General features: G+C 54.9%; 19 protein-coding genes. 11 read left to right on the plus strand and 8 right to left on the minus strand.

The features are described 5' to 3' along the window. Positions 1-5 precede the first annotated feature (5 nt). On the plus strand, positions 6-1,058 hold the full coding sequence (locus tag ABWV47_RS10930; RefSeq protein ID WP_353311633.1) for a TPM domain-containing protein: 1,053 nt from the start codon (positions 6-8) through the stop codon (positions 1,056-1,058). A gap of 2 nt (positions 1,059-1,060) precedes the next feature. Here the strand turns inward: ABWV47_RS10930 and mutS are convergent, their stop codons facing one another. Further along, positions 1,061-3,676, minus strand: a complete 2,616-nt coding sequence (gene mutS, locus ABWV47_RS10935; protein WP_353312090.1) for a DNA mismatch repair protein MutS — start codon at positions 3,674-3,676, stop codon at positions 1,061-1,063. Between the two features lie 191 nt (positions 3,677-3,867). On the opposite strand from mutS, the gene ABWV47_RS10940 reads away from it, so the two are divergent. Then, positions 3,868-4,737, plus strand: coding sequence for a ribokinase (locus ABWV47_RS10940; RefSeq protein WP_353311635.1), 870 nt, complete (start codon positions 3,868-3,870; stop codon positions 4,735-4,737). A 97-nt stretch (positions 4,738-4,834) separates the two neighbouring features. Here the strand turns inward: ABWV47_RS10940 and msrA are convergent, their stop codons facing one another. The 3 genes from msrA to ABWV47_RS10955 form a co-directional block, all read right to left on the minus strand. Continuing rightward, on the minus strand, positions 4,835-5,497 hold the full coding sequence (gene msrA / locus ABWV47_RS10945; RefSeq protein ID WP_353311637.1) for a peptide-methionine (S)-S-oxide reductase MsrA: 663 nt from the start codon (positions 5,495-5,497) through the stop codon (positions 4,835-4,837). Positions 5,498-5,594: 97 nt separating this feature from the next. Continuing rightward, the gene (locus tag ABWV47_RS10950; RefSeq protein WP_502959696.1) at positions 5,595-6,242 is read right to left on the minus strand and encodes a sugar transferase; all 648 of its coding nucleotides are present in this window, start codon (positions 6,240-6,242) and stop codon (positions 5,595-5,597) included. Beyond that, positions 6,239-7,126, minus strand: a complete 888-nt coding sequence (locus ABWV47_RS10955; protein ID WP_353311641.1) for an NAD-dependent epimerase/dehydratase family protein — start codon at positions 7,124-7,126, stop codon at positions 6,239-6,241. The genes ABWV47_RS10950 and ABWV47_RS10955 overlap by 4 nt, the downstream gene beginning before the upstream one ends. 143 nt (positions 7,127-7,269) lie before the next feature. Between ABWV47_RS10955 and ABWV47_RS10960 the strand changes: the two genes are divergently transcribed. The 6 genes from ABWV47_RS10960 (at position 7,270) to ABWV47_RS10985 (ending at position 12,446) form a co-directional block, all read left to right on the plus strand. After that, a complete protein-coding gene (locus tag ABWV47_RS10960; protein WP_353311643.1) occupies positions 7,270-8,184 on the plus strand; it encodes a D-amino acid aminotransferase in 915 nt (304 codons plus the stop codon). 65 nt (positions 8,185-8,249) lie between these two features. Then, positions 8,250-8,963, plus strand: a complete 714-nt coding sequence (locus ABWV47_RS10965) for a sulfotransferase-like domain-containing protein (RefSeq protein ID WP_353311645.1) — start codon at positions 8,250-8,252, stop codon at positions 8,961-8,963. Positions 8,964-9,206: 243 nt separating this feature from the next. Continuing rightward, positions 9,207-9,827, plus strand: coding sequence for a glutathione S-transferase family protein (locus ABWV47_RS10970; RefSeq protein WP_353311647.1), 621 nt, complete (start codon positions 9,207-9,209; stop codon positions 9,825-9,827). A gap of 59 nt (positions 9,828-9,886) precedes the next feature. Next, positions 9,887-10,555 carry a cupin domain-containing protein gene (locus tag ABWV47_RS10975; protein ID WP_353311649.1) on the plus strand — a complete coding sequence of 223 codons (669 nt, stop codon included), beginning with the start codon at positions 9,887-9,889 and terminating at the stop codon, positions 10,553-10,555. A 214-nt stretch (positions 10,556-10,769) separates the two neighbouring features. Further along, positions 10,770-11,870 (plus strand): flavin monoamine oxidase family protein, encoded by a 1,101-nt coding sequence (locus tag ABWV47_RS10980; protein WP_353311651.1) that lies wholly within the window; start codon positions 10,770-10,772, stop codon positions 11,868-11,870. Positions 11,871-11,885: 15 nt separating this feature from the next. Beyond that, positions 11,886-12,446 carry a TetR/AcrR family transcriptional regulator gene (locus tag ABWV47_RS10985; RefSeq protein WP_353311653.1) on the plus strand — a complete coding sequence of 187 codons (561 nt, stop codon included), beginning with the start codon at positions 11,886-11,888 and terminating at the stop codon, positions 12,444-12,446. A gap of 83 nt (positions 12,447-12,529) precedes the next feature. Here ABWV47_RS10985 and ABWV47_RS10990 read toward each other — a convergent pair whose 3' ends face one another. The 3 genes from ABWV47_RS10990 to ABWV47_RS11000 all read right to left on the minus strand — a co-directional run bounded on the left by ABWV47_RS10990 (position 12,530) and on the right by ABWV47_RS11000 (position 16,003). Then, positions 12,530-12,811, minus strand: a complete 282-nt coding sequence (locus ABWV47_RS10990) for an SCP2 sterol-binding domain-containing protein (protein WP_353311655.1) — start codon at positions 12,809-12,811, stop codon at positions 12,530-12,532. A gap of 147 nt (positions 12,812-12,958) precedes the next feature. Further along, the gene (locus ABWV47_RS10995) at positions 12,959-14,614 is read right to left on the minus strand and encodes a mechanosensitive ion channel family protein (protein ID WP_353311657.1); all 1,656 of its coding nucleotides are present in this window, start codon (positions 14,612-14,614) and stop codon (positions 12,959-12,961) included. Positions 14,615-14,776: 162 nt separating this feature from the next. Further along, positions 14,777-16,003 (minus strand): argininosuccinate synthase, encoded by a 1,227-nt coding sequence (locus ABWV47_RS11000; RefSeq protein ID WP_353311659.1) that lies wholly within the window; start codon positions 16,001-16,003, stop codon positions 14,777-14,779. Positions 16,004-16,251: 248 nt separating this feature from the next. On the opposite strand from ABWV47_RS11000, the gene ABWV47_RS11005 reads away from it, so the two are divergent. From ABWV47_RS11005 to ilvA, 3 genes are all read left to right on the plus strand, one after another. Continuing rightward, positions 16,252-16,890, plus strand: a complete 639-nt coding sequence (locus tag ABWV47_RS11005) for a hypothetical protein (protein ID WP_353311661.1) — start codon at positions 16,252-16,254, stop codon at positions 16,888-16,890. A gap of 239 nt (positions 16,891-17,129) precedes the next feature. Next, positions 17,130-17,786: a hypothetical protein gene (locus ABWV47_RS11010; protein ID WP_353311663.1), complete on the plus strand. Its 657-nt coding sequence runs from the start codon at positions 17,130-17,132 to the stop codon at positions 17,784-17,786. A 38-nt stretch (positions 17,787-17,824) separates the two neighbouring features. Further along, the gene (ilvA, locus tag ABWV47_RS11015; protein WP_353311665.1) at positions 17,825-19,063 is read left to right on the plus strand and encodes a threonine ammonia-lyase IlvA; all 1,239 of its coding nucleotides are present in this window, start codon (positions 17,825-17,827) and stop codon (positions 19,061-19,063) included. A gap of 178 nt (positions 19,064-19,241) precedes the next feature. Here the strand turns inward: ilvA and ABWV47_RS11020 are convergent, their stop codons facing one another. Then, entirely contained in the window at positions 19,242-19,565 is a 324-nt protein-coding gene (locus ABWV47_RS11020; RefSeq protein ID WP_353311667.1) for an Hpt domain-containing protein, read from the minus strand. Positions 19,566-19,643: the final 78 nt, after the last annotated feature.

Here is a 19,643-nt window from a genome sequence, read left to right on the forward strand (position 1 = left end):
TTCTTTTGCGTGTTTTTCTAACCACTCTGTTCGCCACCTTTTTTGTGGCGCATTTTGCCACCGCTGAAACCTATCCGGTGCGCGCTGATCGTTACCTTAATGATTACGCCGACGTGCTGTCCCCCGACGAAGAGGCGCAGGTGCGCGCCAAGCTGGTAGAGCTGATGCAGGAGCGGGACATCGAATTCACCGTTCTCACTATCCCCACGATGTTTGACTACGGCCACACCGGCCAGATCGAACCTTACGCCACCAATCTGTTCAACAGTTGGGGCATCGGCGACGCGCAACGCAACGATGGCCTCCTTATGCTGATTTCCCAGTTTGATCGTGTCATGCGCATCGAAGTTGGCTCCGGCTACGGGCTTACGCTCAACACGCCGATGAAAAACATCATCGACACGGCGATCACGCCGCGATTCAAAAAAGGTGACTTCTTTAATGGTATCGACGTGGGTGTGTCTCAGGTCATTTATGAAGTCACCGGCACCTGGCCGGGCGAGTTTCAGGCCTCGGAAAGTGAAAAGCTTTTTAATGCGTCTCGCAGATGGGTCGATCGGTTAGGTGCGTGGTTTTACGCCCTATTAGCGCCAGTTCTTGGCGTCTTTGCGGTGATCTTCAAAAAGTGGCAGCGCAACCGCCCGCGCCGTTGCCCTGTGGATGGATCCAAGATGGAGCGCATCGACGAAACTTGGGATGATCAGCACCTTCAAAAAGGCCAAATCTCTGAGGAAAAGCTCAAAAGTGTCGACTACGACGTGTGGAAATGTATGCGGTGTGATCACATGACAATCGAAGCCTACAAAGGCTGGTTTTCACGCTACAGTGCCTGTCGGTCTTGCGGGTTCAAAACCGTAGAATCTGACACCACCATTCTGCAAAGTGCCACAACATCTTCCACCGGTTTGAAACGCATTGATTACCGATGTCTGCATTGTAACGACCAATGGAGCCTGCGCAAAACCATCACACGTGTGTCCAACAGTTCCTCCTCCTCCTCGTCCAGTTCGTCTGGCGGCGGCAGTTCATCAGGAGGAGGAGCCTCAGGAAGCTGGTGAGATCACTCGCCCGCCAAATCCTTTAACTCATAAATCAAGTTCAAGGCCTCACGTGGGCTGAGTGTGTCCGGATGCACATCCAACAGCTTCTCTTGCAACGGTGACGGACCACTTGGAGCCGCAGCAACCGGGGCTGGCGCGGCGGCAAACAGCGGCAGGTCATCAATCAACGCCTTCTGCGTTTTGCCCTCACGTTCACCTTTTTCCAGCGCGTCCAAGACAACCCGTGCGCGGTTCACCACAGCCACCGGCAGACCGGCCAATTGTGCGACCTGCACGCCGTAGCTGCGATCCGCAGCCCCTTGTGTGACCTCATGTAGGAAGATGACTTCGCCTTCCCACTCACGCACCGTCACCGTCGCATTGTCCACGCCACTCATCTGGCCAGCAAGCTGGGTCATCTCGTGATAATGTGTGGCAAACAGCGCACGCGACTTGTTCACATCATGCAGATGTTCCAGCGTTGCCCAGGCAATCGACAGGCCGTCATAGGTTGCTGTGCCGCGTCCGATCTCGTCCAATATCACCAAGGCACGGTCGTCTGCCTGATTGAGGATCGCTGCTGTTTCCACCATCTCAACCATAAAGGTTGATCGCCCGCGCGCCAGATCGTCACTTGCGCCCACACGTGAAAACAGCTGGCTGACCAACCCAATCGTTGCATTGTCCGCGGGCACAAAGCTGCCCATCTGCGCCAACAGTGCAATCAAGGCGTTCTGCCGCAAGAAGGTCGATTTACCGGCCATGTTTGGACCGGTCAGCAACCAGATGCTCGCCGCATCCCCACCTGAAAGATCACAATCATTGGCCACAAAGGGATCGCCGGTTTTGCGCAACGCGGCTTCAACAACCGGATGCCGCCCGCCCTCAATGGCAAAATCACGGCTGTCGTTCACAACCGGACAGGTCCATTTTTCATTTGCGGCCAGCTCCGCCAGTGCGGTTGCGAGGTCAAACTCTGCAAGCGCTTTGGACGCAGTGGCGACCTCAGCAGAGCGGTCCAAAATAGCGCCTTTTAAGCCGTCATAGAGCCGCTTTTCAATCTCAAGTGCCCGGTTACCAGCATTGAGGATTTTGGTTTCCATCTCGCTCAGCTCAACCGTGGTGAAACGCACTTGGTTGGCTGTGGTTTGTCGGTGAATAAACGTCTCAGACAAGGGGGCCGACATCATCACATCAGCATGTTTGGCCGTGGTTTCGATGAAGTACCCAAGCACATTGTTGTGTTTGATTTTTAGCGACGTGATGCTCGTGGTCTCAGCATACTGCGCCTGCATTCCGGCAATGACACCACGTCCTTCGTCGCGCAACTCACGGCTTTCATCGAGCTCTTCATCATAGCCCGGTGCGATAAATCCACCATCTCGCGCCAACAAGGGCGGCTCCGCAATGAGCGCCTCTTCCAGCAGATCGAGCAACGTATCATGGCCCTCAAGCGCCATCCGCGACTCGCTCAAATCTTTGGGGAGTTCGCCAGCATACGCGCGTGCTGCCAATTCGCCAGCCTGTCCAAGCCCATTGCGCACCGCTGCCAAGTCTCTGGGCCCGCCGCGATCCAAGGACAGGCGCGATAGCGCCCTATCCAGATCGGGCACCCGGCGCAGAGCTTCTCTCAAATCCGCCGCTTCATTGCGCTGCGTTGCCATATAGCTCACAGACTCTTGGCGCCCAAGAATGGTTGGCAGTCGCATGGAGGGCGACGACAATCGTTGTTCCAAAAGGCGCGCGCCGCCGGCGGTTACCGTGCGATCAATTGTTGCCAACAATGACCCGGCGCGCCCACCGGAGAGGCTTGCCGTCAGCTCAAGATTGCGCCGTGTGGCCGCATCGATCTGCATCACCCCCTGTGTTGCTTCGCGCACTGGGGGTTGCAACAGCGGTAACTTGCCCTTTTGGGTCAGCTCCAGGTAATCCACGATCGCGCCAAGCGCACCAATCTCGGGACGAGAAAATGTGCCAAAAGCTTCCAAGGACGATGCCTTAAAGAGCGTAGACACACGTTTTTCTGCCGAAACAGAGTCGAAACTTCCACGCGACACAGAGGTGATCGGCACCCCCATGTCTTCTACAACTTGTGACATGTCCGCCTCGGACCCTTCAGCCACCAACAACTCACTTGGGGCCAAACGTGCCAGCTCAGGACCCAGTCGAATAGGGCTCATCGGCATCACAAACAATGCGCCCGTCGAGATATCCGCCCAGGCCAGCGCGGCCTCGTCGCGCACCAGAACATAGGCCGCCAGAAAGTTGTGACGCCGCGCATCTAAGAGGCTGTCTTCTGTCAATGTCCCCGGCGTCACCAGCCGCACAACATCGCGTTTCACCACGGCTTTATATCCGCGCTTTTTGGCCTCCGCAGGGCTTTCAAGCTGCTCGCATACCGCGACACGAAACCCCTTGCGAATGAGTGTTAGGAAATATCCTTCAGCCGCGTGATGTGGCACGCCACACATGGGAATATCTTCGCCGTCATGTTTGCCCCGTTTGGTGAGCGCGATATCAAGTGCCTCTGCCGCCGCCACCGCGTCGTCAAAAAACATCTCGTAGAAATCGCCCATACGGTAGAACAACAACGCGTCTGGATATTGCGCTTTGATCTCCAGAAATTGCGCCATCATCGGCGTGACGCCCGGCTTTCCGCCTTTCACTGCTCAGACCCCCCAAGGTTTGGTCCTCCTCAGATAGCAAACCCCAACCCCTATCGGAAAGCGCAAAACGTGGTTTACAGTTGCCTGAAAGGCCATTTGGTATTTATTTTGACCATCTGATCAAATAAGAACGATCATCTTCAGGAAAAGCGACGCATCTCATGGCAATTTACAACCTCGGCAGCATAAACGCGGATTACTTCTATCAAGTGCCGCACCTTCCCGGACCCGGGGAGACACTGGCGGCCACTGATGTGACACGCGGTTTGGGTGGCAAAGGTGCGAACATGAGCGTCGCCGCAGCGCGAGCGGGCGCTCATGCGGTGCATGTGGGCGCAGTTGGTGCGGACGGGGCTTGGGCGATACAACGGCTGATGGAATTTGGGGTCGATACGCGCCATGTCGCCACTCTGGCCGACACGCCGATGGGGCAAGCGGTGATCACTGTCGACGCAGCTGGTGAAAACAGCATCGTTTTGTTGAACGGGGCCAATCACCAGATCCCACAAAATATCATCTCTGCCGCTTTGTCCGAGGCCTCCCCTGGTGACACGCTCTTGATGCAAAATGAGACCCTAAATCAGGTGGAATCCGCAAATATTGCCAAAAAACTGGGCCTCTATGTGGCTTATGCCGCGGCACCGTTTGAGGCGGAAGCCGCCAAAAAAGTTCTGCCATTTCTGGACTTTTTGATCCTCAATGAGATCGAGGCCGCCCAACTTGAAGAGGCCACCAAGACCAAACCCGAGGCGCTGGGCGTCACCGACGTGATAATCACCTTGGGCGCTGATGGCGCACGCTGGCTTCACAATGGCTCTGCGCGTGATTTCCCGGCGATGCCAGTCACACCGGTCGACACCACTGGAGCGGGAGATACGTTCACCGGATATGTGCTTGCCGCCCGAGATCGCAGTCTGCCCATGCAACAATGTATTGCACTTGCCATGCGCGCTGGTGCTTTGATGGTGACCCGGCAAGGCACAGCTGACGTCATTCCTGATCTCAAAGACGTGGACGAAGCCCGCTTCTAGAACCCGGTCTCACTGTGCCGCAAATATCTATGAACAGGCAGCACCCGCCGCGACAGAGGCCACGCCACAAAGGCGCGCCTTTGTCGTCAGTCGTCAATCAGTGCCCAACAAACGGCGCGTCTGATCCCCAAAGTGCCTTCACCCGAGCATCGCGCCCACAGGCCATGCGATATCGTTTATAGGCCTCGCTTTGTTTCTTAGGCCCAAATCGGGTCAGGACGATCTTTTTGCCTTTGTAGTAATCCTGATGATAGGCCTCAGCCTCATAGAATTTTCCGGCTTTCAAGATCGGCGTCACGATGGTCTGACCAAGCTGAGCTTGCGCCTTTGCTTTGGCCGCATCTGCTTGCGCACGCTCTGACTTGCCTGTCACAAAAATCGCCGTGCGATAGCTGTCACCCCGGTCACAAAACTGACCACCAGCATCGGTCGGGTCCACCGAGCGAAAAAACAAATCCAACAATGTGTCCCGGCTGACTTTGTCTGGATCAAATGTAATTTCTACCACTTCGTAGTGACCCGTGCCGCCTTTGGTCACATCTTTATATGTCGGAGATTTGGTTGTGCCGCCAGCATAGCCCGACACAACTTCAATCACGCCGGGCACACTTTCAAAATCACTTTCGACACACCAGAAGCACCCGCCGGCAACCACCAATGTATCCCGTCCCGCGGCGTCAGCGCGTTGGACGTTCATCAGCCCTCCCAACAAGATCACCGCAAACAGTCCCAAGGCTTTCAGATTCTGCAACTTTGACATCAGATCACTCCTTCAGCTTTGATCTTGCGCATCAGAGTGCTCAGGCTCAATCCCGTGAAACCGGATGTCACGTCATGGTGACTTCCAGTGATACATGTCACTGATGGTCGCGCGCGCGAAAAACCGGCTTCACACGCCGGAACACGGTCGCCACCGTCAGCCGCTGATCGGAACATAAGGTGCGGGACTGCGCGTATAAAATATCCAACTGCGCTTTGCGCGGGATGCAGCATCGCTCATAGACGGCTTCGGTGTCCTCCGCAGTCTTACATTCTGATAACAGCCGCTCTTCCGTGCGATGGTAGATCAACGTCGCCAGCCCTGTCACACCGGGACGGTCCTTTAAGACTTCGCGATACACATCTGGAAAGCGTTCTACATAGCGGCGCAAAGGCGGCCGGGGACCCACAAAGCTGATGTCCCCTTTCAGAATGTTGAGCAATTGAGGCAACTCATCCAGCCGGTAACGACGCAAAAACCGCCCGGTTTTGGTGATACGATCAGTCTTGTCGCCGCCTGACACGCCGCTATCGACCTCCACATTGGTCATCGTGCGAAACTTCAACAGGGCAAAGCCGATCTCCGGCGTCTTCATCCGCTCAGACACGTAGAGCACAGGTCGCCCTTCCCGGATCAAAATCAGTAAGGCAATGCCAATCAAAAGCGGCCACAAGACAACCAGCAACAACAGCACCCATCCCAGGTCCATAAGGCGTCGTCCAAATGTTGTGCCCGGTCCGATCATGTCACCATGTCTCTTAGCTTGTGCCATTCGGCAATCATATTTGCGGGCTCCATCACCAACTGCCGTTTGGTCAATCGGCGGAGCAGGTCCACATTGATCGAAACTTCTTGCACAGCCGTAAACGGCGCAGGTTGCCACACAAAAGGATACCCTGCTGCGTCCAATAAGGCATGCATCGATACCGGGTTTGCCGCTGCCACATTCAAAATTTCCGGTGGGCTCTCCTGCGCAAGAACGGCCTTCACCGCGCGCCAGATCAGACTCGGCGTCGCGTAGCTCCGCACAGGGCTCACGCCGACATCAAAGGCATCCAACGTGATAGGATTGGTGGTTTTCATAGCGTCAAACAAGCTGTCAGCCCCAACAACATTTGCAAGCCGCAGCACATAAGATTGTGGCGTGGTTTCCGCCCTGTTTGGCGTGGATATCAGGCTCTGTTCCATCTCAATCTTGGCCACACCATAGGCATTGACGGGGGTCAGCACCGCCGTTTCACAACAGGATTTTCCCGGTCCGTAGACCGCGCTGCTGGAACAATGCAGCACACGCTTTGCGCCGCAGATGCGTGCAATCTCTACCGCGCGCTGCGCCAGTTGCAGGTTGTCGCTTAGATCTCCGCGTCCCGGCACCACACCCCAAAGTGCCAAAACGGCGTCTGCATTTGGAATGTCTGACGCCGCAGTGCTCTCAGAGATCACAACATCGACCCCCGCGCCTGTGCGCCGCGCCGCCCAAATCGGTGCCCAGCCGGACAAAAGGTCAGGGTTCAATTGAAGGCATGCCCGCATCAGGCGACCCAATTTACCGGTCGAGCCCAGCACAAGCAGTGGCCTGGGTTTCTGGGATGGATTGGCAGCGTGAAAATCGTCAGAAGTCAAAGTCATGTGTTCCAATTACTTGGGAATATCATCTAGCGCCACCGAATTGAGGGCTGTCAACTGCGCAGGAACGGGCTGCGCCAGATTGCGCTTGGACTCACCAGTCAGCGGCGCTAGCGTCACCACGATAATTTGAGCGGAGCAGGCACATGACAGACCACGTCACCACACACCAAGCGGCAGAAGATGCGCGCAACGAAGAGATCCAAATCTGGTTGAATGGCAAAGTTGTGCCCAAGGCGGAAGCCGTCGTGTCTGTCTATGACAGCGGCTTTATGTTGGGCGACGGTGTCTGGGAAGGCTTGCGGCTTTATGATGGCCACTGGGCTTTCCTTGATGAGCATATGGACCGGCTGTTTGAAGCTGCCAAAGCAATTGATCTTGATCTCGGTATGGACAAAGCCGCCGTGGTGCAAGCGCTCGAGGACACCCGCATCGCCAATCACATGACGACGGATGCACATGCGCGTTTGATGGTGACACGCGGTGTGAAAACCCGCCCGTTTCAGCATCCCGGCCTGAGCCAACAGGGCCCAACCATGACCATCATTATGGAACACTCCAAACCTTCGATCCCGCGCCCAATCCGGCTCGCGACCGTGCCGCATGTGCGGGGCTTGCCAATGACACAAGACCCCAAACTGAATTCGCATTCCAAACTCAACTGTATCCTCGCGTGCATTGCCGCTGAGAAAGCTGGGGCTGACGAGGCGCTGATGCTGGATGTGCATGGGTTTGTGAACACCACCAACGCCTGTAACTTTTTCATTGTACGCAAAGGCGCGGTTTGGACGTCCACCGGGGATTACTGCATGAACGGCATCACCCGCCAAAAAGTGATCGATGTTTGCCGGGCAGATGGCATCCCGGTGTATGAACGCAACTATTCTCTGGTCGACACCTACGGGGCGGACGAAGCCTTTCTGACTGGAACCTTTGGCGCGCAAACTCCCATTGGCGAAATTGACGGACGTCAGATCGGCAGCGGCGACATGGGTGAGATGACCAAACACATTCGCGGCCTGTACAAAGACCTCGTGATTGCCGACGCCAAAGCCAGCTGATCACACAAAAACACACCGTCGCGAAACAGTCGCGATACCGATGCAATACCTACAGGAGAATCTACATGAAAATTGCCATGTGGAGCGGCCCCCGCAATCTTTCCACTGCCATGATGTACGCTTTTGGAAATCGGTCTGATTGCGCTGTGGTGGATGAACCTTTTTACGCCGCTTATCTGGCCATGACCGGCATAGACCACCCGATGCGTTCGGAGATCTTGGCGTCTCAAGACCAAGACCCCAAGATGGTGGCCGCGGGGCTGACCGATGCCAATCCGGATGGAAAAACGCACTATTACCAGAAACATATGACGCAACATATGATTGAGGGTGTGCCACGTGACTGGATGCGCGAGGTGAAGAATGTGTTCCTGTTACGCCACCCAGCGCGGGTGATTGCATCCTATGCCGCCAAACGAGAAAACCCCACCTTGACCGATATTGGGTTTCCACAGCAGGCAGAGTTGATGCAAATGGTCGCTGGCTGGGGCCAGACACCGGTTGTGGTCGACAGCCATGATATTCGCGAAAACCCGCAGGATGTCTTGGAAAAAATGTGTGATGCCATTGGGTTGGACTTTCATGAGGCAATGTTAAATTGGCCCAAGGGTGGTCACAAGGACGACGGTGTCTGGGCCAGACACTGGTACGGGGCCGTCTGGAACTCCACAGGATTTGCCGGCGCCGAGGGCCCTTTGCCGGAGGTACCGGATGCGTTGCAGCCCGTGTTGGAAGCCGCATTGCCGCTCTATGAAGAGATGAAAGCCCGTCGGATTTAGGGGGCATTTGGAGAAAAGGTGTTGCCCGTTTGCGGGCCACACCTTCGGTGATGCGGTGAGCGTCAGCGCGATTGAATAACACAAACTCACCGAGCGGTTTTCCACCCTAACGGACCTCTCAACTTTCAAACGTCTTAAGACGTTGTCGCGGTCCAATTGACCTCTGATTTCGAGAGGCCTTGTAAAGCAATCTACCTAATAGTAGGTAGATTGCATCTTACCAGCTCAACAAGGAGAATCAGCATGAAGGTCTATGACGTCGAAGGTTTCCCAAATCCTGCACGTGTGCGGATTGCACTGGCGGAGAAGGGAGCGACCGATAAGGTCGAGTTCATCCCCGTCGATGTCATGGCAGGTGAACATCGAACCGATGCGTTCAAAGCGAAAAACCCGGATGCTGTTGTGCCCTGCCTTGAGTTAGATGACGGCAGCCACATCTCACAATGCACTGCGATCACCGAGTATATCGATGGCACGTTTGATGGCCCTCTTCTGACCGGCAGGACCCCGCAAGAGCGCGCACGAATCTCGATGATGAATTTGCGTGCTGAATCGGGTCTTTTGAACGCGGTTGGAGACTATTTTCATCACGCAACCCCCGGCCTCGGCCCTGACTTGGAAACCGACCAGTGCGCAGAGTGGGGCAACAAACGAAAGGACGTTGCGACACGCACCATGGCCTATTTGGACAGCGTTCTTGACGAAAACGACTTTCTTGCAGGCGACACGTTCTCGATGGCCGACATCACGGCTTTTGCGGGACTTGCTTTTGCGGACTTTGCGCAAATCGATATCCCGGCCAATCTTACAAATCTATCTGCTTGGCGTGCGAAGGTGTCCGCGCGGCCCTCGGTCTCTGGTTAACCTCACCTTTGAAACCAAAAACGGGGAAGCAAAATGATGACGCTCAAAAGGATATCGCAATGGAACTGAATGCTGATTTTGACGCGCGGGTGTTGGTACATTCCGACGCAATCGACTGGATCACCTCACCGATGCCCGGCGTAGACCGGCGCATGCTCGACCGCATCGGCAACGAGGTGGCCCGTGCGACGACCATTGTGCGATACGCACCTGACAGCCATTTTTCGGCACACACCCATACGGGCGGAGAAGAATTCATCGTGCTCGACGGTGTGTTTCAAGACGAACATGGCGACTTCCCCGAAGGTACCTATGTGCGCAACCCTCCAACCACCAGCCACACGCCCGGTTCAGAACTGGGGTGCACGATCTTCGTGAAACTATGGCAGTTCGACATGGGTGACCGTACCCAATTCCGCAAACAGATGGCAGACGAACTGGGCGCGCCGGTTGACGGCGTTGCCAAAGCTGTGCTGCACAAGGACGACCGCGAAGAGGTGTCTTATTACCATCTAGATCCCGGTGCCGAACTCACGGTCAAAGAACCCGGAGGGATTGAGGTGTTGATGATTGCAGGCTCTATGTCTGAAGGTGGTGATGAGCTGCGCAAAGGCTCATGGTTGCGACTGCCGGAGGGCACACCGCTCAACGCGGTGTCCGGGGCGCAAGGTGCAAAGGTCTGGATGAAAACCGGACATCTACCCTTTGCCAAAGCGCCTGCGGCCTAGGTCGTGACATCGTCACACAAACCTCTGGCCGTTGTGGCGCATGTCAGTCTGAGCGGTAGCATCGACACAGCAAGGTCACGCGAATTTCAAAGCATTGGTCCGTAAACATGATGACATCCGCGGACATTGCCGCAACGCATTGGCAGATCACACAGCAGCCGAAATCAATCGGGTCGCATGAGATGGAATTGCGCCCCGCAAGCGAAAGGTTTTGATGTTGCAGGACGATCTAACAACCGATGTGGCAATCATCGGTGGCGGACTTGCGGGTCTGACGCTTGCGCGGCATCTTTTGCATGCGGGTGTCGACTTTCAGCTGCTGGAGGCACGGGACCGCTTCGGCGGGCGCATCAAGACCGGGCATGTCGGCGCGGGGTACTATGATCTTGGCCCCGCATGGTTCTGGCCCGGTCAGCCCCGGATGGCGGCACTGACGCTTGATTTGGGCCTATCGATTTTTGAGCAATATTCCGAGGGTGCGTTGTGCGTTGAAGATGAGCACGGCCGTGTCGCACGTGGAGGTGGTTTTGCTTCCATGCAAGGTTCGCTGCGTGTCGCGGGAGGTCTTGGCGGTTTGATTGCGTCGCTTGCCGATACGCTGCCCCGCGAGAGGCTGCATTTGCAGACCGCCGCAACGCGCATCACAAAAAATACTGTTGTCGTGCACACCCTCGAAGGTCTGAGGACGATCAAAGCACAGCGGATTGCCATCGCGCTGCCTCCACGGCTTGCGCAAGACACCATTGAGTTTGAGCCGACGCTGGACGCCCAGACCCGCCAGATCATGCAGAATGTGCCAACCTGGATGGCAGGTCAGGCAAAAATTGTCGCTGTCTATGATAATCCGTTTTGGCGTGCGGCGGGCTTGTCCGGTGATGTGATGAGCCGACGTGGCCCGATGGTCGAAATCCACGATGCGTCGCCAGCTGAGGGTGAACCGTTTGCGCTTTTTGGGTTTGTTGGTGTGCCCGCCGAAACGCGCCAGGATCAGGCGATGTTGAAAAGGGCATCGGTTGAACAGCTTGTGAATCTCTTTGGGCCAAATGCCGGCAATCCCCGCGCAGTGTTTCTGAAAGACTGGGCCTTTGATGCACACACTGCTACCAAAATTGACCATATCCCGGTCTACGCGCATCCCAGCTATGGGATGCCTCCCGCGCTTAAGGCGCTTGAAAACCATGGCATCTTCTTTGCCGGTACGGAGGTTGCCCCAAGCTTTGGCGGATATCTTGAAGGTGCGTTGGAAGCCGCTGGCATTGTCGCGCGTGGCCTAACCGGACAGAATGTACTAACGGTTGGAGCGACCTATTCGTAGTGAGACAAGAATGTGATGGACCGGAAAACACAGCTTTTAGACAGCGCCGAAGATCTGGTGCGGCGACGCGGGTTTGACGGCATGAGCTTTGCCGACATGGCGCTGGCCAATGATATCAAGACCGCTTCGATCCACTATCACTTTCCTGGCAAAGCCGCCTTGGGTGTCGCGTTGATGAAGCGGTATGCAAAGACGCTTGGCGACGAATTGAACAAGATGGATGCAAACGGATTGACCGCCCGTGCGAAGCTGGAGGCTGTGGTGGCACGATATCGCGCTGCCCTGAATGGCGGAGAGTCAATGTGCCTTTGCGTGGCAATGTCGGTCAGCCGCGACAACCTTGCAGAGCCCATCATAGTCGAGATGCGCGCATTTCGTGGCATGATGCTGGATTGGCTGGAAGGACTTTATAAGCAGGCGTGCGATGACAAAACTCTTGCGACAACCGCAGCGCCTTCCGCACAAGCCGCCGCCACCCTAGCAATGCTGGAAGGGGCACAAATGATCGCGCATACCGAAAACGATGCGAGCCGGTTTGACGCGGCGACGTCCATGTTGCTGTCTGCGCCCCAATGACCGGCCCACTGCCGGTATTAGGGCCTCTCAGCAAGATCGCCAGAGAGCCCGCCGCAGCATTTTGACCTTTAAAAAGCCGCAGCTTAGGTGAGCAGTTGGCCCAATTTCATCGCGGTGCCCATGTCGCCGGACACTTTTAGTTTGCCCAACATCAGCGCCGTGGTGGGTTTGAGATCACCAGCCAGCAGTTTCACAAGATTGTCCTCGGAAATTGATACAGTACAGTCTGTGTCCCGGTCGTCTTGTGATGCGGTGCCATCTGCGAGCACAACCACACCAGCGTCCCCACAATCAAATTTCAATGTACCGTCAAACGTACGGTCTTTGAGGTTTTCGGCCATTTGGGCTGTAATATCTGCCAGCATGAGGGTGTTGTCCTATAAACAGTTGATACCAAAGATGGATCGCAGAGTCTGCGTTGACGCAAGGGTTACGTGGCGACCCTTACCGGAACGTTAATTTCCGCTCAGGTGACGTTGTTTGTCGCTGAGAGTTTGGAAGTGACGGCTTTCTTAGGCGTCCTTGGAGGTTTGATGCGCCAGAGGTTCGTCCCATTCACTGTCAGAAATTTTCAGCTCTGGCGTGTCTGCTTCGTAATTGGGCGTCATGATCTGCACACCGTTTTCGTTGAACACATCGGTGATGTTCTTGTGCAATTCGCTGAGCAACAGAGGCAAATACGATCCACGCGTCGTGAACGCATTGATCTGATAATTGGTCGCAAAATCCAAGAGACCTGTGACAAGCACAAATGGCGCAGGCGTATTTTTGAGACCTTTGGTGCGCCGCGCGGCCTCCACCAACATGGCCTCTACCTTCTTGCGCGGCTCCTCATAACCGATGCCCACGGTGGTGTGTAAAAGCAGACCTTTTCCGTCGATCTTGCTGGAATAGTTGATCACTTCAGAATTCAAAAGCGTCGCATTGGGGATCGAGATCAACTCATTTTTGACCGACTTAAGGTATGTTTCCATCAGCCGAATTTGCATCACGTCTCCATAGTAGTCGCCAACGCGGATGCGATCTCCGATGTTCATTGAGCGTTTGTAGAGCACAAACAGACCGGCAAGCACGTTGGAAATCACCGAATTTGATCCCAAAGACACCATGACACCAACCAGGATGGTCAGCCCCTGAAACGCAGCGGAATCTGAACCCGGAATGTAGGGGAAACAGATCACCGCAGCGGTCAAAATCAACCCGCCCCGGATCAGATTATAAGTAGGCCAAATCCAGTGTTTTTCAAAGGATTTGAGTTCCACCACCCCCTGATCGACGCTTTCGAAAAACAAATAGACACCTTTGATCATCCAGCGAGTCACAGCGGCAATGATGGCAATGGTGATGAAGTTGGGCAAATAGCCCACAAACCCATGCAGCAGCCCCAAGATTGGATCGGTCACATAGCGGATCAACAATTCTGCGACCGGCCGGGTGTTGGGAAAGGAGTGCAAAACAAACGACAGGTAATAGTAAAACCCCGTGAACAGAGTCACATCAACCAACAGCCGTATTAAGAACTTGGCAATGTTTGACACCGCCTGACTTTGGACAATGTCGCCTGTGGCCTGCTGAAGCCCCCGCGTTTGATGCTCCACGATTCCGGCGATGAAACGCGGCACACGTTTTCTGAGCCAGAACAAGACGATGCAATAGATTCCAAACACACCGCTCCACATCAGTGCGGTGATTGTGCTGTGAGAGAAAGCCTCGTCTGTGCGGTTGGCGCGATAGGAAACAATGGCCTCTTTGATAGAGTCGGCGTGCAACGCCGCAAGCACATCAACGTCCATTTGCTCGTAGTCTGCATCGGCCTGCGTGGTGACGGACACCATTGTGTTGTCAGCAAAAATCGATAGCCCCAATTCGCTCCGTTCAACGCGCATTTCCACACTGACAGCTTCGCTGCTACTGGCCACCTCTGTGATGCGTTTGGTGACAAGCGCGGCACGTTCTTCTGCGGGCAAAGCGGTGGAACCACGCACAGCAAACAGCGGCTCGCCATCAACCTCAACGGTTTGAATAAACGTCGCATCATCCATAGTTGGAGGACCGTCTGCTGGGGCAGGTTCCTCTTGAGAGAGTGCGGCGAAGGCGCTCAGCAACACGAATGCTGTGGCCACCAGAACCTTGGTGATCGTCCCCATTCCGACAGCCCTCCCCGGCATTTTTGGAAGTCGAGTGCTTTGTAGTGTTTTCAAAAACCTAGACGGGGAGAGTGCGCTTCTCAAAGCCTTTTCTCGTAAAGCGGGCCAATGTCCAAACAGCAGGCACAAAAAAGGCCCCGCTCAAGTCTGAAGCGAGGCCTATAAAATGTGATGTCTGCTTGCTTACCCGCCGGTGCGCTTGTTGCGCATCGCGATCAATTTCAGACGCAGCGCTTGCAACTGGATGAAGCCCGCCGCGTCTTTCTGATCATAGGCACCTGCATCATCTTCAAAGGTCACATGTTCCTCTGAATAAAGCGAGTGATCTGACCAGCGACCCACGGTTTGCGCGGAGCCTTTGTAGAGCTTCAACCGCACGGTTCCGGTCACGTGCTCTTGGCTTGCGTCAATCGCGGCCTGCAGCATTTCACGCTCTGGCGAGTACCAGAAACCGTTGTAGATCAGCTCTGCATACTTCGGCATCAGCTCATCTTTCAGGTGCATCGCGCCGCGATCCATGGTGATCGACTCGATTCCACGGTGCGCCTCAAGCAGCAACGTGCCGCCCGGCGTTTCATAGATGCCGCGGGATTTCATGCCCACAAAGCGGCCCTCAACAAGGTCCAAACGTCCAACGCCGTGTTTGCCGCCATATTCATTCAGCTTGGTCAGGATTGTGGCTGGGCTCATCTCCTCGCCATTGATGCTGACCGCGTCGCCCTTCTCAAAACCGATCTCGATGAATTCCGGCTCGTTTGGCGCGTCCTCAGGGTGCACGGTGCGCTGGTACACGTAATCTGGCGCGGCCACGGCTGGATCTTCGAGCACTTTGCCCTCAGAAGACGTGTGCAACAGGTTCGCATCCACGGAGAATGGTGCCTCGCCACGTTTGTCTTTGGCCACAGGGATTTGATGCTGTTCTGCGAATTCCAACAGCTTGGTGCGCGAAGACAGGTCCCACTCACGCCAAGGTGCTATCACCTTGATGTCCGGGTTGAGCGCATAGGCTGCCAGCTCAAAGCGCACCTGATCGTTGCCTTTGCCGGTTGCGCCATGCGCCACCGCATCCGCACCAGTCGCTTCAGCGATCTCAACCAACCGTTTGGAGATCAGCGGGCGCGCAATAGATGTGCCCAGCAGATACAGGCCCTCATAGACCGCATTGGCGCGGAACATTGGGAAAACAAAGTCGCGCACAAACTCTTCTCGCACATCTTCGATGTAGATGTTTTCGGGTGCAATACCCAAGAGTTCCGCCTTCTGACGCGCAGGTTCAAGCTCTTCGCCCTGACCCAGATCCGCGGTAAAGGTCACCACCTCACAGCCATATTCGGTTTGCAGCCACTTCAGGATGATCGAGGTATCCAGGCCACCGGAATAGGCCAGCACAACTTTCTTCGGAGCCGACATGTAACTTCCCTTCGTCCATATATCGCACGCGCGATAACGGGTTTTGGCCCTGTGGGCAAGGAGACCGGGTTGTCAGACTTGCATTTGTCGAGAAATCTGGATCAGATAAGCGCGAAAACTTTGATTTCAGCTAAACTTTGGGATGTTTTATGCAGGGCTTCACTCTTCTACGGCAATCTTTACGATTGATATTTGGCAATTTACATCAATCTCTGCGGCTGTCTTCGCCTTTGCTCGCGGTGCTCATAGTGGCGCTGATTTTGTATGGACCCGACTACTTCCTTATGGACTTTGATCCCGGAAATCCAAATTCGCCTCCGGCGTCTTCATTGATTTTCCAACTGCTGACCATGATTGCCACGTTGTGGGTTGCAGTTGCGTGGCATCGGTTTGTCTTGCTCGAAGAGTATCCCAATGGTGTGGTGCCGACATTCTATGGCGGGCGCATACTGGCGTACTTTGGCTATGGCGTGTTGCTTGGTCTTGTGGTCGGCCTCGCAACTGTTTTCGTAGCGATCCTTGTTGGCGGTGCACTCTTTTGGGCGCCTATTTTGGCCATCGCAGCCGTCGTAGTCGTTGCTATTGCAGGCAGTTGGGCATTTTATCGTCTGTCTCCCATTTTACCTGCCTGTGCCATCGGCAACAAAATAGGAATGAAAGAGGCATGGGCCGCCACCAAACCGCTGTCTGGATCGATCTTGGGCGCGATGGTGGTATTTGTTGGGACCATTTTTGCATTGGCTCTCTTGGGGGCCTTCATTGGTGGCCTTATCCCCATGCTCGGCGGTGTTTTAATTTTGGCGATCAATTGGCTCTATATCTTGTTGGGTATCAGCTTTTTGACCACCCTTTACGGCGTTGCCGTCGAGGACCGCCCGATCGACTGACCCTTGCCAAAGCCGCCATGGGGTGCGCCGTGAGAACCTAGGCGACAAAACCTAGGCGGCTTTGGTACAGACGTTGAAAGCGTGAACGCAGGCACCGGGTTGTGGGCTTGTTGAGCACGTCGCAACAAATAAACCAAAAATACGAGCTACAAGAGGTACTAAATGCAGGGTTGGAAACTGTTCAAACATGCGCTGAACATGGTTGTTGGGAATTGGCGCGAGGTGCTTAAAGTTTTTTTTTGGTTCCAGTGATTTTCGGGGCGGCGGCAATCGTCGCTCTTGGGGGCGTATCGTCATCTATTTTTGGCAGCTCCGTCGCTCAGCTTTTCACTCTCCTGAGCGCTGCCATATTGCTCGTCCTTGTTTTTCTTTGGACGGTGGTCTCCTGGCATCGGTTCGTTTTGCTAGAGGAAACCCCAACAAGCTGGGTTCCTCCACTTCGTAGAGAGCTGATGCTTTCATACTTCAGTCGTAGCCTTATACTTATTGTTTTGTGCCTCGCTGTCGCCGCCCCCTTTTATTTCAGCATCGGAACTCTGGCGTTGTCGCACTCGTTGGAGGCGTTCTCCATTTTTAAGATAGTCATGACGTTTGGTGTGTCTGTACTTATGTATCGCTTGGTTGTCGTTCTTCCTGCCGCTGCCATAGGCGAACGGTTGGGAATAATGGAAGCTTTCTCCGCAACCAAAGGAGCGACGAGCGCAATCGCAATTCTATTATTAGTTCTATTTTCAGTTGGGTTTGCTGTCGATCAGGTTGTCGCCGTTGCATCCCGAGTTTCGATGGCAATTGGAAGTTTGGTTTCCCTCCTTTGTTCAAGTGTTCTGTTTGTACTGAACATCAGCGCCCTAACCACCCTATATGGCCACTTCATTGAAGGCCGCTCCGTCGACTGACCCTTGCCAAAACCTCTGGCTTCGGCCACTCAGGGCACATGAGCGAATTTCGTAAATGTGCCCGCACTGCCGAAGCCGCCATGCGCAGCGTTTTTCCCGCCACGCCTCTGCAGCTGAATGCCCACCTTTCTGCCCGTTTTGACGCCGATATCTGGCTCAAGCGCGAAGATCTCACACCCGTGCGGTCCTACAAACTGCGCGGCGCGTTTAATGCCATGCGCAAGCTTCGGGTCAGCGCCCCGGATCAGACGATTTTTGTTTGTGCCAGCGCGGGCAACCATGCCCAAGGCGTCGCTTACATGTGCAAACATTTTGACGTTCAGGGGGTGATCTTCATGCCGGTCACCACGCCACAACAGAAGATTTTCAAAACCCAAGTCTTTGGTGGCGACAACGTCGAAATTCGTCTGGTTGGCGACTATTTTGACGACACATTGGCAGCGGCCCAAACCTATTGCTCAGAAGCCGGTGCCGCCTTTTTATCCCCATTTGACGACGAAGACGTGATCGAGGGGCAGGCCTCTGTGGCCGTCGAAATATCGAATCAGCTGGGGTCTGCGCCCGATCATATCATCCTTCCTGTAGGCGGCGGCGGCCTGTCTGCGGGTGTGCGCAGCTTTTTTGGGCACAGCACGCATTATACTTTAGTCGAACCCGAAGGCGGTATGAGCCTCGCCGCCGCGCTTGAAACGGGCGCACCTGTGAGCCTTGCGCATGTGGATGGCTTCGTGGATGGCGCCGCTGTGGCGCGGATTGGCGACAAGACATTTGCGCGCCTGTCGGACATGAATCTCAGCGATGTGCTGGCGGCGTCGGAAGATCGCATTTGCGCCACCATGCTGGAAATGTTGAACGTTGAAGGCATCGTGCTGGAGCCGGCTGGTGCCTTGGCTGTGGATGCACTTGTCGATGTGGCAGACCAGATCAGAGGCAAAACCGTGGTCTGCGTGACCTCAGGTGGGAACTTTGATTTTGAACGCCTGCCCGAAGTCAAAGAGCGTGCGCAACGCTACTCTGGTGTGAAGAAATACTTTATCTTGCGCATGCCCCAACGTCCTGGTGCGCTTCGCGATTTTCTGGAAACCCTTGGTCCGGAAGATGACATTGCCCGGTTCGAATATCTGAAAAAATCGGCGCGCAACTTTGGGTCGGTTCTCATCGGTATTGAAACATCCAGCCCGCAGAATTTCGAAGCTTTGTTCCGTCGCATCGAACAGGCTGGCATGACTTATACTGACATCACCAACGATGAAACCTTAGGCCAATTTGTGCTCTGATGTGTCGCGACAGGCCGAAAAACGCCGACGTTTTGGAGGAAAACCATCCGACGGACAGGCAAAACGAATCAGAAATGCCCGTATGACGTGATGCCATCAGGCTTTTCTGACTCAGCGACTGTGCATTTGAGCAACACCAAGAGCGGCGATGTCACGCCCGCTCACAGCGTATCAGGGGTTACGCAGCCGCGAGTTTTTGAGAAAAAACATCTTTGCTTTCCGCAAAGGCATTCAAGATCGCAGACAGGTCAACTGTATCGGCTTTACCCGCCGCTGCTGCGGCCTCACCTGCTTGACAAAGCTGAGAAAAAGCACGGAATCCAAGGTTCAGAGCTCCTCCTTTGAGGAAGTGCAAATCCGCTTCGAGATTGCTGATATCGGCCCCTTCGCGGAGGCGGCCGATGACCTCCTCGACTTCGTCCAAAAAGAGTTCCACCACTTCACCGAAGTCTTCCGCGCCGATCTCGCTGCGCAGCTCTTCTACCCGTTCCCAGTCAATCATGGGTACTTCCTCATAAATTCCCCCAACAGAATGGCAAAAAAGTGTTAACAAATCCTAGCCGATAAAATTTGAACTATC

The organism is Shimia sp. NS0008-38b, assembly GCF_040370365.1.
GTDB lineage: Bacteria > Pseudomonadota > Alphaproteobacteria > Rhodobacterales > Rhodobacteraceae > Shimia.

Coding starts and splice junctions, on each gene's coding strand:
- ilvA (WP_353311665.1), top strand. CDS start 17,825: ATGAGCGAATTTCGTAAATGTGCCCGCACTGCCGAAGCCGCCATGCGC.
- ABWV47_RS10995 (WP_353311657.1), bottom strand. CDS start 14,614: ATGCCGGGGAGGGCTGTCGGAATGGGGACGATCACCAAGGTTCTGGTG.
- ABWV47_RS10985 (WP_353311653.1), top strand. CDS start 11,886: ATGGACCGGAAAACACAGCTTTTAGACAGCGCCGAAGATCTGGTGCGG.
- ABWV47_RS11020 (WP_353311667.1), bottom strand. CDS start 19,565: ATGATTGACTGGGAACGGGTAGAAGAGCTGCGCAGCGAGATCGGCGCG.
- ABWV47_RS10950 (WP_502959696.1), bottom strand. CDS start 6,242: ATGATCGGACCGGGCACAACATTTGGACGACGCCTTATGGACCTGGGA.
- ABWV47_RS10990 (WP_353311655.1), bottom strand. CDS start 12,811: ATGCTGGCAGATATTACAGCCCAAATGGCCGAAAACCTCAAAGACCGT.
- ABWV47_RS10980 (WP_353311651.1), top strand. CDS start 10,770: ATGTTGCAGGACGATCTAACAACCGATGTGGCAATCATCGGTGGCGGA.
- ABWV47_RS10970 (WP_353311647.1), top strand. CDS start 9,207: ATGAAGGTCTATGACGTCGAAGGTTTCCCAAATCCTGCACGTGTGCGG.
- mutS (WP_353312090.1), bottom strand. CDS start 3,676: ATGATGGCGCAATTTCTGGAGATCAAAGCGCAATATCCAGACGCGTTG.
- ABWV47_RS10960 (WP_353311643.1), top strand. CDS start 7,270: ATGACAGACCACGTCACCACACACCAAGCGGCAGAAGATGCGCGCAAC.
- ABWV47_RS11000 (WP_353311659.1), bottom strand. CDS start 16,003: ATGTCGGCTCCGAAGAAAGTTGTGCTGGCCTATTCCGGTGGCCTGGAT.
- ABWV47_RS10975 (WP_353311649.1), top strand. CDS start 9,887: ATGGAACTGAATGCTGATTTTGACGCGCGGGTGTTGGTACATTCCGAC.
- ABWV47_RS10955 (WP_353311641.1), bottom strand. CDS start 7,126: ATGACTTTGACTTCTGACGATTTTCACGCTGCCAATCCATCCCAGAAA.
- ABWV47_RS10965 (WP_353311645.1), top strand. CDS start 8,250: ATGAAAATTGCCATGTGGAGCGGCCCCCGCAATCTTTCCACTGCCATG.
- msrA (WP_353311637.1), bottom strand. CDS start 5,497: ATGTCAAAGTTGCAGAATCTGAAAGCCTTGGGACTGTTTGCGGTGATC.
- ABWV47_RS10940 (WP_353311635.1), top strand. CDS start 3,868: ATGGCAATTTACAACCTCGGCAGCATAAACGCGGATTACTTCTATCAA.